This window comes from Chryseobacterium sp. CP-77 (genome assembly GCF_036362765.1).
Classification (GTDB): domain Bacteria; phylum Bacteroidota; class Bacteroidia; order Flavobacteriales; family Weeksellaceae; genus Chryseobacterium; species Chryseobacterium cupriresistens.
Window position 1 is genome coordinate 3,546,714 of sequence record NZ_CP143637.1, and the last position, 15,250, is coordinate 3,561,963.

Annotated in this window: 10 protein-coding genes; 9 read left to right on the top strand and 1 reads right to left on the bottom strand. The window is 35.3% G+C overall.

Annotation, left to right across the window (positions count from 1 at the left end):
- Positions 1-71: 71 nt before the first annotated feature.
- From V0410_RS15865 to V0410_RS15905, 9 genes are all read left to right on the top strand, one after another.
- Positions 72-2,762 carry a hypothetical protein gene (locus V0410_RS15865; RefSeq protein ID WP_330744824.1) on the top strand — a complete coding sequence of 897 codons (2,691 nt, stop codon included), beginning with the start codon at positions 72-74 and terminating at the stop codon, positions 2,760-2,762.
- Positions 2,763-2,775: 13 nt separating this feature from the next.
- The gene (locus V0410_RS15870) at positions 2,776-3,336 is read left to right on the top strand and encodes a hypothetical protein (RefSeq protein ID WP_330744825.1); all 561 of its coding nucleotides are present in this window, start codon (positions 2,776-2,778) and stop codon (positions 3,334-3,336) included.
- A gap of 119 nt (positions 3,337-3,455) precedes the next feature.
- Positions 3,456-4,016 (top strand): hypothetical protein, encoded by a 561-nt coding sequence (locus tag V0410_RS15875; RefSeq protein ID WP_330744826.1) that lies wholly within the window; start codon positions 3,456-3,458, stop codon positions 4,014-4,016.
- 118 nt (positions 4,017-4,134) lie between these two features.
- Positions 4,135-4,695: a hypothetical protein gene (locus tag V0410_RS15880; RefSeq protein ID WP_330744827.1), complete on the top strand. Its 561-nt coding sequence runs from the start codon at positions 4,135-4,137 to the stop codon at positions 4,693-4,695.
- Between the two features lie 409 nt (positions 4,696-5,104).
- Positions 5,105-9,034, top strand: a complete 3,930-nt coding sequence (locus V0410_RS15885) for a hypothetical protein (RefSeq protein WP_330744828.1) — start codon at positions 5,105-5,107, stop codon at positions 9,032-9,034.
- A 30-nt stretch (positions 9,035-9,064) separates the two neighbouring features.
- Complete coding sequence (locus V0410_RS15890) at positions 9,065-10,627, top strand: hypothetical protein (protein WP_330744829.1); 1,563 nt, start codon at positions 9,065-9,067, stop codon at positions 10,625-10,627.
- Positions 10,628-10,638: 11 nt separating this feature from the next.
- The gene (locus V0410_RS15895) at positions 10,639-11,118 is read left to right on the top strand and encodes a hypothetical protein (protein ID WP_330744830.1); all 480 of its coding nucleotides are present in this window, start codon (positions 10,639-10,641) and stop codon (positions 11,116-11,118) included.
- A 57-nt stretch (positions 11,119-11,175) separates the two neighbouring features.
- Positions 11,176-13,566, top strand: coding sequence for a hypothetical protein (locus tag V0410_RS15900; RefSeq protein WP_330744831.1), 2,391 nt, complete (start codon positions 11,176-11,178; stop codon positions 13,564-13,566).
- On the top strand, positions 13,566-14,096 hold the full coding sequence (locus V0410_RS15905; RefSeq protein ID WP_330744832.1) for a hypothetical protein: 531 nt from the start codon (positions 13,566-13,568) through the stop codon (positions 14,094-14,096). The genes V0410_RS15900 and V0410_RS15905 overlap by 1 nt, the downstream gene beginning before the upstream one ends.
- Before the next feature lie 89 nt (positions 14,097-14,185).
- Here V0410_RS15905 and V0410_RS15910 read toward each other — a convergent pair whose 3' ends face one another.
- A complete protein-coding gene (locus tag V0410_RS15910; RefSeq protein WP_330744833.1) occupies positions 14,186-15,196 on the bottom strand; it encodes a trypsin-like serine peptidase in 1,011 nt (336 codons plus the stop codon).
- Positions 15,197-15,250 lie beyond the last annotated feature (54 nt).

The window sequence follows — 15,250 nt, forward strand, 5'->3', positions numbered from 1 at the left end:
CCTGAAGACATTCTACTAAAAATAGCTTCAGATCTCAATCTATTTTAAGACAAACACAAATTTTCAAAAACATGAGTGATATAAAAAAATTAGTAAATGATTTAGTATATAAAGGAGTTAAGGAACTTTGGTTCGATCCTAAGAATTATGAAACAAAAGAAGCGAGCAACAATTATTTTTATTCTCCTTTCTCTTCAGGCTATGTTGGTGATATTGATATTCCGTTCAAAGTAAGACTGCCTTTAAGTTTGAAAGAGAAAGAATTGAAAATTACTGCAATACTCGGTTCTGAAACAGGTTATATTACGATACAGCCAGGAAAAGAAATCAACTATGATATAAGAATAGATACTCAAGGTGAAGAAATCGAATATATATTAACATACCATTATACACAAAGTCTTACAAAGAAAACGGATGTTGCTTTAGTTCTCAAAACTTATAATGTCTTTGATTTTATTAATCTCTTAAAATATATTAATATAAAACCAGCGAATGAAACGTTTATCAATGATGAATTCCGGAAGGCTTTTTCAAGAGTGGAATCAAGTGATAGTAAACTTAGCTGGCTTTATGAAAATGCATATCCATCTGCTATAAAGGATAGGAAAGATGAGCAGCTTTGGAATGATTTGTTAAGACTTTCCAGATATGATGGAGAAAAATGGTTTGTAGATACAGGCTCTGCAATTATGAATATTGCCCAAAACTTCAGTGATATAAAATGGATTATTGATAAACTGAAAGCTAATCAGGAGACTTTGCTGGAGGTTTATAATACAATAAGTGATTATGAAACCAAATCTGCTTTTGCAACTATTGTCAATGCTTTTATCATATTGGAAGGGAATAATCTTCATAAACCCGTTTTTTTGAAAGGTAGTTTATATAGTCTTGATAAGTTTACACCTACGGCAGAGAATAAACTTTTTAGAATTACAAACCAAAAATTAGTTTCCACAAGGGTCATAGCTTCTAATATGGGGGCTGTTACCTCGCAAAACTTTGTAACTGTAGAAGATGCAAACCTCAACCCCTGTGATTTGGTGATCATTGAAGATACTGATATAAAAACGTCTTTAATAAAGCCTGTAAAAACAGCACCCAATGCCGCTATTATGCTTTATTATATGGCAGATCATGCAAATCATGAGGAATTAATAAAAATGGTCCGTATTACATTAGATGTGGCGGCTGTTTTGGCAGCAGCCTATTCAGGAGGAACCTCTTCTGTATTAATAAGATTTACAGAAGCTGGATTAGCTCTTACGGATATTATGATGATGGATGAAGGGATACGTAAATTCCTATCGGAAAACGGAGGAGAATGGTTTGTGGAAAATTGGGATACTATTTACCTGATGGCGGGTTTAGGCTTTTTAAGTAAAGTAATAATTAACGGCATTCTTACTAAAGGTCCAGCCTTATTAGAGTCTTTAAGAAATGCAAAGAATATTCCCAGAAATTGGGTTCTCTTTAAAAGAGATTTAGAAAAGCTCATTAAAGAACTGGAAGCCTATGAAGCAAGACAGGCCGCTATTGTTACTAATGAAATAGATGACGTAGTAATAAAAGGAGACAGATATGCATTATGGAGAAAGATTCTTAATCTTTCCTCCTCTCAGGAAAAGTATCTTGAACAGGTAGTAAGAGAACTTCAGTTTAAAGGAATTTCACTGAAAAAAATTCCTGAGGAATCATATGAAGTATTTTATAATGGGGAAAAACTAAAAGTTGGTTCCAGCCAATCTTTGGGAAAATTATTACAGAAACTGTATTTTGTTTCTTCAAAAAACTTTGAAAGAGTTTTATATAGCTATTTTATTTCTGTAGAAGAAAGCATGGTTTTTATTGATGATGTTGCAAAAGAACTCTCAAAAAATGGATTGGGAGGTTATACCCGGGACATACAAAACCTGCAAAGAGATGAATTACTTATTGTAAAAACAGGAAATACTACAGAAACAGGCTATACGGCACTTTATAAAGGCGAAGAAATAGCGGCTGAAGTTTCAAAATCTCCAAAGGAAGCTTTTAAAAGGCTCATCGATAAAACCAAAAATATATGGAATAATAAGGGAGACATTCTTGCAGACCAAATGAAAAAGCTGCTTTTGCTCGTGAAGAAAAGCAAAACAATGGTCAACACATCTGCCAGAATAGGTGAGCAGGCCACAACTGAAACGATACAATGGGGAACCGTAAAAATGAAGCTGCATCCAACGTTTGATGAGATCATGCAATTTTTAAAAGAAAGAAATATAAAAATTGTAGAAATTGCAGATATTACTCAGGAGGTGGGATATACGGAAAAGTTTGTATTTACCCGGCAGCTGGAATTGGTAAGAATAGATAAAATAATGGAATGGCATCCCGAAATGCGTTTCCTAGATCTTGAACATGAGATAGACCATATTATCCAGTTAGAGAGGAATTTACAAGGAAAATATGCGACAGCAACCGATATTATAAAAAGACCAGGTGTTGAGACACGACTAGATATGCCAAAATTAGGATATTTAACACGTGTTGAACGAAACTTTTTGGAATATGAAGTCCGTGTAAAAGAGGTTCTCAGATTGAAAGCGAATGGAGCTCCAAAAGAACTTATAAAAGAACATTTGGAAGGGTTAAAAGATGCTTATAAAACTTTTGAAGATTCCAAACCAAAATATATTGGTGATAAATTAAACTACGATGAATGGCAAAAAAAACATTTTCCTGATTTTAATGAGTTTGATTTTAATAACTTTATCTATTAAATTTAAAAAGAACATGAACGAAAAAATATTTTATAATTATAAATTAAGTATGGCCTTTGGAAACCGCTTTGGAAAAGGCTATTATTCTAAGAACATGATTCTGATTGGACTTTATGAGAGAGATTCTATTATTTTTATTCCTTCTTATGATACTGGCAAATACCCTTTTCCACCTTTGAACGAGGAGATGGATTATGTGGGCCCGAAAATAGAAGACAGAGGGACTAAGAGAAGGATAAATGCTTTTACCGAAGCACCTGTTATATTTTTTGAAGACAATGAAAGAGCCGGAAAAAATTTCAATCTTGATTTTGAATATGATCTTGATAATTTGGATGGTAGAATATCACATATCCAAAAGCGGCATATTGTTTATTGTGTAAATTCACAAACATATAAATGGCTGTATCAGACTTTAAGAAAAGATTTTTTTGAGTATCCCAGTGGGCATCGTTTTAACAGGGAAAATTCTATTCATAACGAAGCTTTACAGTTCATAGAAGAAAAATTGATATTACTAAAAAAAGAGTTACCGGATAGATTTAGGGATAAAATTTTTAGAAAAGAAGAATAAATTATAGAGGGCATTTTTATGCTCTCTTTTTACATTGGAAAAGGATCATTTTAATTTTGAGCAATGTAAAAATGAACATTTTAATGGTTTTAATAACTTTATCTACTAAATTTTAAAACATGAATGGAAATGAATTTTACAACTACAAATTGATAGTAATGTTTGGAAATAATTTCGGAAAAGGACTTTATTCTAAAAATATGATGCTAATTAGATTTTATGAAAGAGACTCTATTATTTTTATTCCTTCTTATGATACCAGTAAATACCCTTTTCCACCTTTGAACGAAGAGATGGATTACGTGGGCCCGAAAATAGAAGACAGAGGAACAAAGAGAAGGATAAATGCTTTTACCGAAGCACCTGTTATATTTTTTGAAGACAATGAAAGAGCCGGAAAAAATTTCAACCTTGATTTTGAATATGATCTAGATAACTTAGATGGTAGAATTTCACATATCAAAAAGCGCCATGTTCTTTACTGTGTAAATTCGCAAACATATAAATGGCTGTATCAGACTTTAAGAAAAGATTTTTACAGTCATCCGCCTGGATATCGTCATAATAGGGAAAACTCGATTCATAATAAAGCTTTACAGTTTATAGAAGAAAAATTGATATTACTAAAAGATGAGTTACCGGATAGATTTAGGGATAAAATTTTTAGAAAAGAAGAATAAATTATAGAGGGCATTTTTATGCTCTCTTTTTACATTGGAAAAGGATCATTTTAATTTTGAGCAATGTAAAATGAACATTTTAATGGTTTTAATAACTTTATCTACTAAATTTTAAAACATGAATGAAAATGAATTTTACAATTACAAATTAGTTGTATTGTTTGGAAATAATTTCGGAAAAGGGCTTTATTCTAAAAATATGATAATGATTAGATTTTATGAAAGAGACTCTATTATTTTTATCCCTTCATATGATACTTGTAAATATCCTTTTCCACCTTTGAACGAGGAGATGGATTACGTAGGCCCGAAAATAGAAGACAGAGGGACAAAGAGAAGGATAAAAGCTTTTACGGAAGCGCCTGTTATATTTTTTGAAGATAATAAAAGAGCAGGGAAGCATTTCAAACTTGAATTTGAATATGATAAAGAGGGTTTCAGTGGAAAAATATATCACAATAAGTATTTTCACATAATTTTTTGTGTAGATTCAGAAATGTACAAAAGGTTATATCAGACTTTAAGAAAAGATTTTTTTGAGTATCCTAGTGGGCATCGTTTTAATAGGGAAAACTCTATTCATAATGAAGCTTTACAGTTTATAGAAGAAAAATTGATACCATTTAAAAATGAATTACCAGAAGAGTTTAAAAACAGAGTGTTTAGAAAAGAAGAATAAATTATAGAGGGCATTTATATGCTCTCTTTTTGTGTCGAAAAAGATAAAATGGTAAGTTGAAATTTGTTTCTGTTAAAAAGAGAGGATAGAATATATGAGTAATCTCAAATTTTTTGCTGATGTTATCTTCAGCAAGTAATAATATGCAACATATATTTCAAGCCACCTATTGGGTGGTTTTTTTATTGTTGAAAAAAAATATTAAAATATTTTTATACGTCAAGTTCTGTCGCTTTTGGGGGTGATCTTTGCTTCAAGAAAAAAACACAAAATGAAACTAGACTTAAAAATTCCAGGTGGACATCTTTTGCCGGAAACCACCTAAAAAAATAAGGCTAAAACCTGAAGACATTCTACTAAAAAGAGCTTCAGATCTCAACCTTTATAAAAATCAAAACAAAATTAAAAAATGGAAGCAATTAATCAAAATAATAGCTCACAAACTTTATTCAGATTTGCAACGATGCGCAACGCAGAATTGTCTGATCCAAAGAATAGGGAGAAAAGATTTATTTTCAGAAACTATCTAAGACAAAAGGGAGTAATTGACCCACGAGTAGAAGCTGGAGAATCTTTGAAAAACGTCTGTGAAAAGATCACAGGTTTAACTATAGAAACAGAAGAGTCATTAAAAGCTAAAAGTGTACAATTTTATGAATTGTCAGTTTGGGTTGCAAAAAATAAAGTAAAAGCAGCCAAAGAGGAGTTTGATTCTAAAATCAAAACTTATAAAGAGACTCCAAAACCTATCGTTGAAATTGACTCTAATATTTGGGATAATCTTATTTATCAGGTGGTCACTCAAAAAGATTTTTACGCAAAGGAAACTTTAATGCAATTTTTACATCTGGATCATATTCTTTCCAATTATGATGGAACTACTCAAACGCAGTATGAAGATGTTATTAAAGCCAAAGTTGTTCTTCCTAAGGAGCTTTTTAGTGCTAAGACTGCTTCTTCAAATACAGTTGCTTCAAGAGGGGGAAACAGTATTCAAAGTCATCCTTTGAGTGATAGTGCCTTGAAGTTTGCAGAAGCTACAGTAAACTTAAAAGGAAATGAGGAGCTTAAAAGAACTTTAGAACAGCTTGAGAAGAATTATCAAAAAGAATACGGAGCGGCTTATGATATTGCCTACAAACAATATCAAGAAGAGGTAAGGCCTGAGCAGTCCAGATATGATGCCCTAGTAAAAGAACAGGAATATCAGAAGGAAATTTTCCTGGCAGCAGATAATCGTGAAGGACTATCAAGTTTAAAATATATTCCGGTTCCGGAAGTAAAGACTTTTACATTTAACTTTCGTCCTGAAATTCAGGCAGATGATCTGCAAAGAAAATTAAGCCAAGAAAATAACGAATCTTTACAACGAATTTTTGGGACATCAAACTCATTAAATGATGTTTCAACCTTTACAGAGCTTTTTCAGACCATTGAACAAAACAGCCAGCAGCTGCAGCAAATGATATTAAATAATACAAACCTTACTCCACAGGTTTCTGCAACAGTAGGAGGTGTTGTTATTCCTGTAATGCAATCTGTAAATACTCAGGAGATTCCTTTTTTTGCAAGAACAATGAGTGGTAATATGGGTTTGGGGGATCATACCATGATTCTAACAACTGATATCAATGCTCCTAAGCACATTGTAAGTGGAAATTACAATATAAAGTCATATGATGATCAACTTTTAGCAGGTGGAACTCTGGCTTATACATTTGACGCTCCCAATGTAACGTCTTTATTCAATACTCCGGAAAAAATTCCCGCTGCTGTTATAGATAAAAATGAAGTTTTACTATTGGAAGGAGAAGTTATTCTTAATGATGGACTTGCCTATACGATGAAAGCGAAGTTATTGTGGACGGCAAACAGAATGTACAGATTTGAAGGACCAGGAACATTTACATTAAAAAATAAAGGTACCGGAGGTGATGGAGGAACCGGTAACTGCCTGCCTGTTTTATTAAGAACCAGATCTTTTCAGAACTATTCGGACAGATGGTTGCTAAGTATGACACCTAAAGAGACTACATCGTTATTTTCATCAGCTTCAGGAATAATCAAAATATTGGATAATAATGGGAATGTAGTTCAAACCTCAAATCAATTACAGGTTGCCGGTGGGGGAGATTACTTATCCTTGTTTAGCGATGGTGTTTTGCCTCAATTACAAATTACAGACGCTATAAAGAATGGCTGCCAGCTTGAAGCAGAGCTTACCCTTGATGACGGAAAAGTATATACCTGTAAAATTCCTATGACAATATATACTGCAGGAGGAATAGATTCAGTAACAAAAATCTATAATCTGACAGGTGAAGGAAGTGTTTGTCTGAAAAATAAAGATATCCCGACAACACCTGAGGATGATCAGACATTCATCCCATCAGGCTTTGGAATGAGAAATATTGGGATTGCAGATTATCGAAAGGTAGAGCAAAGCACTTACTGTTATGTAGAAGGAGATGTTTCACATATTGAAAACGTCATGGCAAGGGAGTATAGAGAAAAATCTTCGCGAAGATTAAAAAGAAGTGAATCCCAAACTACCAAATCTACGGAATCTGAAAAAGAGAAATTGACGGATACAACTTCCACGGAAAGAAATGAGATGCAAAGTGAAATTTCTAAAGTTCTTCAGGAATCTAAGGATTTTGCAGCCCAGGCAGGATTTAATGCATCATGGGGAGGAAGTGCTTCTCCAAGATACATGTTAAATACTGCTGCTAACTATGCTACTCATAGTTCCAAAGAAGAAAGTAACAGACAGGCCGTTACCGAGGCTAAAGATGTTACCGCCAGAGCCCTGGAAAGGATTGTTACCAAGGTGAAAGAAGAACGAATTGATAAAATCCTTGAGGAATATGAGGAAAACAATAAACATGGTTTTGATAACACCAAAGGCAGCAACCATGTCGTAGGGGTATATCGCTGGGTGGATAAAGTAGTCAAAAACCAGATCTTTAACTATGGAAAGAGAATGATGTTTGAGTTTATGATTCCGGAACCTGCCAAATTACATTCATTAGGAATGAAGGTAAGTAATGTTGTTGAAAATCAATTGGTAAAGCCTATTGATCCGAGAGAATCTGCCGGGATGCAGATCAAAGACTGGAGTGCTCTGGCAGATTCCACAAAACTAAAATATTGGCTGGGTTATTACAATGTTGAAGTTGATGAAAGACTGGAACCAGTTGTGTATGTAGGAAAATCCATTGATTACTCATCCACTGAATCAAAACAGGCCTCTTCAAAATCTGACCTTATTGCGATCCCGGAACATTATATCACTGAATCTTATGTTGTTAAAAGCAATAATTCATTCCCAGGCTACAATGGCTGGGCAAGTGGAGTAAGTTTATTGGTAGGAGGAGATAGTTCGTCTAATGCATTCTTAAAATTTGTAAGGGAGGTTCCTATTACTATTGCGACAACAAATGCCCATTATTTCCATGCAACGGTTAATATCAAATGTGTGCTGCAGGAAGAATATAAAAATGGCTGGCTGCAGAAAGCATTCAATAAAATTATTGAAGCCTATAAAGTGGAGTTGAGCAAGTATGAAGCTGCCTTGGCAGATGCAAAAGCTGTAGGAGCTCAGATCAAAGGATCTAATCCAGGATTCTACAGAAAAATTGAAAATACCATTTTAAGAAGAAACTGTATTTCCTATATGCTGAATCAGAATCCTGATGCATTACTCACTTTCGGTAAAAAAAGATATTATACCAATGATAATGCTTCTACAGAAACTTTTCAGAATACAGACATTAAGGTGGATGAAAAACTGGATCAATATGCTGCATTTATCAAATTTATGGAGCAGGCGTTTGAATGGGAAATCATGAGTTATTATTTCTACCCCTATTATTGGGGTGAAAGAAAATCATGGGCAGATTTATATCAGTTTGATGATAATGATCCTACGTTCAGAGCATTTATGCAGTCAGGTATGGCAAGAGTTATTGTTACGGTAAGACCAGGATTTGAAGAAGCAGTGAGACATTTCCTGGCTACAGGACAAATCTGGAACGGAGGTGAAGTTCCTGTCATTGATGATCCTTTATTCTTATCCATTGTGGATGAATTACGCTCACCAAAAGCGACAAAAGAAGGAGAGCCATGGAGAGAGAAAATTCCTACTTCCCTTACCATTCTTCAGGCAGGATCTATTGGGCTAATAGTTAAAAAAGCCCTGCCTTGCAACTGTGAACCAGGAGTGAAGTTTGATGATGAACTGGGAGAAATCTGCGGAACCAATTTTGAACCCAATGACAATCTTCTTGGAGTAGAATCGCTGGAAGGACAGAAAGTGATTTTGGGAGACTGGAAATAACATAATTATTAACCTTAAAAATTAAAAAAAATGCCAATTATAGGAAAAATTATACGTGTCAATGAATTGCCTCCCATTGGAGAAAGAGAAGTGAACGCCATCTATCAGGTAGCTGCAATAGGTTCTCCCACTTACACAGATTATGCTGTTGATGAAAACGGAGATTTAAAAATGCATGCCGTTGTTGATGGAACTATTCCCCTGGAATTAGCTGATAGTCATATCAGTATTTCAAATACGGATCTTGTAGCAGAAGGAATGGCAAGTCAGGCTCAATATAATATCAATACACAAGAGAAATTAGCTAAAAAATTAGAAATACCTCTGACAGATGGGAATGCGCAGGATTATCCTAAAATCATAGGAATGAATGATAACGGAAATGTTGCCAAACTTCCGGCAGGTGATCTGGGAAAAAATATAGCCAATTCATCACTTACATCTGTTGTGGGAGCAGGACTGAAATTAGGAGCCAACTGGACGTTAGATACTTCAGGACTTTATTATTCGATCACAGGCTTGAATGACGTTTCCAATGATGCTACCTTTAGTACTTTCTTATCTCAGAACTCTTCAGGACGTGTAGGTAAAACAAATGGAAAGCAGCCGTTCTTAAGCTTGCCGGCCACTCTTTCCGAAGCGGAGAAAACAGCATGGAAAACAGCAATGAACGGAGGCTGGACGACTAATACTATGAGTGTTGCTGTTATCACTCCTCCTGTTGTAGATAAGCAGAATAAAAACTACTGGATCAGCTTAAGAGGAGCCAACCTTAACCTCCCTCCCACATCTTTCTCCATAGATATCATGGATGAAAGCGGCTCTACGAAATTAGCGACTGTTCCTAATTCACAGGTACAATTATATACCAATGGATTAGACCTGACATTCTATTACAACTTTAAGGATTTACCCATAGGACAGTATAAGATAAGACTATGGAATGGAGTCGCTTATTATGTGACACCCCTTACAGTTTCAGTAGTGCAGAATCTACAGATTGCAGATGTATCAGCATTGACATGGACCAAAAAGATTTATAATGATGCATCCAATCCCGACACATTTGGTAGCGGAGGATCAGCTATTTATCAAAGCAACTCTGCTGTAAAAGCTTACAGTACGGATGATCCTACTATCGTAGCAGCACTTAAATCCTCAAAGCTTAATAGTGCCGGAGAAAACTTTTATCTGGAATTTTCTGTCAATTATCAGCATGCAGCTAATATGACCTCAAAAACACAATATGTAGGACTGATGAATAATGCATCGAATGTAGAATTATTGGATCAGACTATTACCCGCCTAAAAACAGTAGGAACACTGGGAAACAGTATAGGATACAGAGTTCATTACCTTAATAATGTAGTAGTGGGAGCCGTTAATGCAGGGACTACCGGAACCAATGAGACCATCAATGTTATTATTGTTAAAAACGGAACCTCTATGACTGTTTCTATGACTGCAAGGGGAGTTACATCACTGGCCATTATTTCTGTTCCTGACGTTGAATACAGCTTGAATATGGCCGTCAATAATATGGGAGGGAATGCAACAACATCGTTAAATATTATCAATTTATACAAATTTTAAAAACAAAAATTATGAACGAACATTTAATTATACCCGAAAACATTAAAGAAATCCTTAATAATGTAGAGAATATTTCATTAAGCCTTGCAGAACTTCCACTTCAGGAGCATCCGAAGCTTCCACAATTTCAAAGAAGTATTCGTGTATTGGATATTGATGCTAAATCTGAACAACAGTTCATCAGTTTCAGATATAAGCAGATTTTGAAAGACAAGGAAACAGGAGAAGAAATTAATATTTCACTTCCTTCTCCGGAATGGATAATCTATAAAGATACGTGGAGCTACCTTCGTGACGGAGACAATCATCTTATAGAACTTCCTGTTGCAGAACCTGAAGGTAATATGAATACCGATCTGGTAAAAGTACCAAGCTATCAGTACATGCTTTGGCTGTTGAAAAACAATAAAGCTGGTTTTACAGAACTTCTGGCTTCCTATCTGGATGAATTTGTGGAAAAACACAAAGAGAACCTAGATGCACTTTCTTAAGAATTATTAATTACTGGCAGGGCCTCAAAGCCCTGCCTTTTTCAAAAAAGAAAAATTATGGAAACACTTGAACTTAGGGAAATTATCAGTAAGGAATGGCGTACTGATGATTTTATAAAAAAGCAGCTGTTATGTAATAAATTGAAATACAGCAATCAGTTTAATCAGCGGTTTATTCTGGATTATAACATCAATGATTATGATGGAACTGCCGAAGAAAAATACATTAAGGATGATAAAGAGAACATTATATACTTAAAAACATATCTCAATAAGAATAAAGAGCTTGTGAATCTGGTCCAAACAGAGTGTGAAATCAAATTTGTAATTAATGCTGCCCAAGAGCAGATTTCCTGCCAGCTTATTTATTTTTATCACAGAGATGCAGATCGGGAAGAGCTCAGGAGAAAGAAAGCTATTATATTGGAAACCTTTTCCTATGAAGAATTTAGGAGATTGGTCAATTATGTTGGGTATGGTGATTTCGAAAATTATTCTAAATACAAAAACTACTTCACAGAAATCTTTAAATCAGGTTTTTTAAAAGCAAAGAGTGCAGAGGAGCTTAAATTTCTTTATAACAATACTCCTGAGTTTGTCCTTCGGGGAATGGCTCTTGAAAATGAAACGTTATTTGGGCATCTGCTTGCCTTGACAAAACTTGATGATACTGGGATTTTCAGCGGATGGAAGGATGGAAGTTCTGCTTTAGTCAATGTCTTAAAAGCATTTTCCGATCGTTTTTTTTTAGTGGACAAGTTCAAAAAAAGTCCTGAACTCTGCAACAGGATTTATTTCAACCTGGATGGGGTAAGTGAGTTTAATGGAGAAATGAAATCCAACCGTATCATTTTTGCTACTATCCTGATGGAGTATTGCCTGTTTTCTTATAGTCGTCCGAAGGCAGGAGCTTCTACTTTCAGGATAGGAAATGAGTATAAAGTTAATACTGAAGTTTTCGGGCTGGCGGGAGATCTATTGGGTTTTGGAAAATCAGATGAAAAAACTTTTTTTCTTCAGCAGCAGAAAGAAGTGACAAAAAGAGTTTTCATTGTACCTAAAGAAGGAGATCCTAATGCAACAGAACAGGTAACAGAAGATCTGGATGAAGGAGCAGAGTTTTATCCTCTTGAAATGGTTTATTTTATAAAACAACAGACATCAGAAACCAATGAAGGAGCGGAACAGGAAGGTACTATCATGATGGTTCCGGCTATTTATGTAAAAGCGCTGGCTGATGCAGAAAAGTGGGAAGATATTAATGAAACCATCCGGATTGTGGGCGATATGCTAGGAGTCGTTTTTGGAATCGGAACATTAGCATTATCCGGAAACCCGTATCTCTTATTAGCAGCGGCGGCAGATCTTAGTTTGGCATTACCGGATCTCACCATACGGGCGTTCCGGGCGGAAATTGCCAAACTTCCTGGAGGAGATGAATTTTTGAGGCAATGGGATCTTATTTATAATGTATTGGGATCTGCTGTAGCAGTACCGCAGCTTGCTGTTGGTTTAGCGCAGCTTACTGTCGCTTTTTACAGAAGTTGCTTAAGCTTATTGAAAGCATCTGTGAATGTTGCAGAAAATGTGAGACAGGGATTGCGTGCAAGTGCAATTTCCGTATTTTTGGATTTGAACAGCGGAGTTTATCAAAGGAAAGATCTCCGCATGTTTAATCCAACAGAATGGGTAATCCCAAGCGCAGGGTTCATTTCAAAAACATCGGAATGTGATGCTTTGATACAGAATGGAGCGTTCTTTCTGGAGATTGATGCAGCTGCTATTATGGAGAGTATTGGAAAAAAAGGAGGTATTAATCCTGATGCGATAGGCTCAATAAGTAGTAATAGGAGATTTGCTTTGGTGTATAAAGGTGAGATTATTGCTCAAGGAAGCCGTTATGATAAAGCGTATCAGAAAGTTTTGCAGGAGATAAGAAAAGTAAGTTATGATGCTGGAAAGGTTGGAAAGATTTTAGAAGAATATAGGATAATTGCTTTTTGTGAAAGAATACCGAAAATAGCAAATAAATATCCAATAGAAGAGTTGCCAAAAGATGGATTTGTTCTCGGATATAAAATGGATTCTCAGGGAGTTTTTAGACAATTGAATGATAATATTTTTCCTTCAGACGAATTTGATTTTGTAATTACAAAATCTGGTGAATTAAAAATAGGAGAGAAACATCATTTACTAGGGAATCGTGAGGATGTTTTAGCTGCTGGAGGTATTCGTTTTAAAAATGGTAGAATAGTGGAATTTGATAATATGTCTGGCCACTATACACCAACAGCAGAAGAAGCTGAAAGATTAGGAGAAATACTAAAGGGGCTTGAAATACCTATTAAAAGAGCACGTAATGAAATCACTCCTTTAGGTATAAATAGCAGAGGAGAGGTAGTGCGGACTGGGAAGGATAAAATAATATATATACAAAATATAAAATAATGGAACAGATTATACAAAAATTACATCATGGAATAAAACAAAGTGGTTGGGATTCTTATAAACCTTTAAAAAATGAATTACTAACCTATAATTCAAAAGATTTAATAATTAAGCTGCTTAATTCTGAGGATTTTAGATATAAAAATGTAAGAAGTCTTTTTGTTATTATTCCCGAATTATGGAAAGATTTTAATCTGGATGATTGGATGTATATTATTCGAAAAGTTGACCGTCCTACAAACTACCGATTATATATTGATGACGGACCCTATTTTGAAGACATTCGTTTTTTATATAACTGGATAGGTATAGATAGTATTAGTTTGTATAAAAATGATCCGGGAGTTTCTTCTAAAAATAAACAAAACTTGGATAAAGTATTTCCAATGTTTCTACATGATACATTAAGAAATGGAGATTATAAGGAAGAATTTTCAGATGGAACTTTTGGAGACATAAAATATTTCCGAGATATGAAAACACGATTAATAAATCAAGGGGCAAAGCCAAGTCCAATGCCAAATTTATAATGACTTGGAATAGTTTTAGAAACATTTTAAACTGAAATAACCCCGGCCGCCTTCAAAGGCGGCCGGGGTTATTAAACTAAAAAAATAAATTAAGGATGTTCATTTCTCGCTCTGATGACCAGATTGACTAAATCCGAGCCGCCACTTGCAAAATTATCGCTTGGATTATGTGCGCTTTGAGTAGCCACAGCATACGGAGAGCCATCCCAATATCCCCAGAAAGGACCTCCGCTTTGTCCAGGCCATATATCTGCTTTATGGCTCATGCTTTCGTTGTCATCAGCACTCCAGAAATCTCCATCCAGTGCGATACCTGTCTGGTAGGTAGGTCTTTGCGTTCCGGTAAGATCTCCCGGATAGCCTGCGTGAGTCCAGTAAGCACCTCCGTCCCATGAATCTGAATAGGATTTTGAACCTAACCAGCCTGTGCTGTTTCCGATAGGTCTGTCCAATACAATTACCACATAATCATATTGTATCTCTGTAGAATCAATAGAAGGTCCTGCAACTTTATACTTGTAATACGTTAATGTACCCCAGGCAGTTCCGTAAGGAGCGCTTCCGTTGTAATACATCGGAGTGAATTTCAGCCATCCCGTTGTATTATTAGGCTGCCAGTCTACAATGTGAGAGCAGGTAAGAAGGTGTCTTGGTCCGATCATTACGCCGCTTCCTGAACCCAGAGAGCTTTCTACTCTGCCGACACATCTCCACGGATAAGCTGTAGAATTGTATACTTTTCTCTGATCGACTCCAAAAATGGTTCTTGCATTTTCAGGAGTCAGGAAAGAATCTCTGTCAATAAATTTAGGTTTACGGTCTCTTTTCGGTTCAAGCTTTGGGCTGTATTCAAAATCAGCATGGGTAGGGTAGAAATGGTCAGTTTCCAGTGCACGGTTTTCTGCTGTTTTTTCGTCCATCGGCATTCCTATAGTTTTCATTCCTTTAGGAAAAGTTCTTCCGTTAATGGTTTCCATAGCGGGAGCCTGCTTAAATAGTTTTTCAACTGCTTCTGGTTTTTCAGTTGATTTCGCTTTAACAGTTCTAAGTCTTAGAACTTCTTCAGCGGTCATTGGGTTGTTGTTTTCGGTTTTTGACATGATTATTATTTTAATCTGGTATATTCCTACTCTTTTATGGCTTTTCGGATTCCG

Excerpts from the sequence above, each read along its gene's own strand:
- V0410_RS15875 (WP_330744826.1), top strand. The coding sequence starts at position 3,456 with ATGAATGGAAATGAATTTTACAACTACAAATTGATAGTAATGTTTGGA.
- V0410_RS15880 (WP_330744827.1), top strand. The coding sequence starts at position 4,135 with ATGAATGAAAATGAATTTTACAATTACAAATTAGTTGTATTGTTTGGA.
- V0410_RS15890 (WP_330744829.1), top strand. The coding sequence starts at position 9,065 with ATGCCAATTATAGGAAAAATTATACGTGTCAATGAATTGCCTCCCATT.
- V0410_RS15895 (WP_330744830.1), top strand. The coding sequence starts at position 10,639 with ATGAACGAACATTTAATTATACCCGAAAACATTAAAGAAATCCTTAAT.
- V0410_RS15865 (WP_330744824.1), top strand. The coding sequence starts at position 72 with ATGAGTGATATAAAAAAATTAGTAAATGATTTAGTATATAAAGGAGTT.
- V0410_RS15870 (WP_330744825.1), top strand. The coding sequence starts at position 2,776 with ATGAACGAAAAAATATTTTATAATTATAAATTAAGTATGGCCTTTGGA.
- V0410_RS15900 (WP_330744831.1), top strand. The coding sequence starts at position 11,176 with ATGGAAACACTTGAACTTAGGGAAATTATCAGTAAGGAATGGCGTACT.
- V0410_RS15885 (WP_330744828.1), top strand. The coding sequence starts at position 5,105 with ATGGAAGCAATTAATCAAAATAATAGCTCACAAACTTTATTCAGATTT.
- V0410_RS15905 (WP_330744832.1), top strand. The coding sequence starts at position 13,566 with ATGGAACAGATTATACAAAAATTACATCATGGAATAAAACAAAGTGGT.
- V0410_RS15910 (WP_330744833.1), bottom strand. The coding sequence starts at position 15,196 with ATGTCAAAAACCGAAAACAACAACCCAATGACCGCTGAAGAAGTTCTA.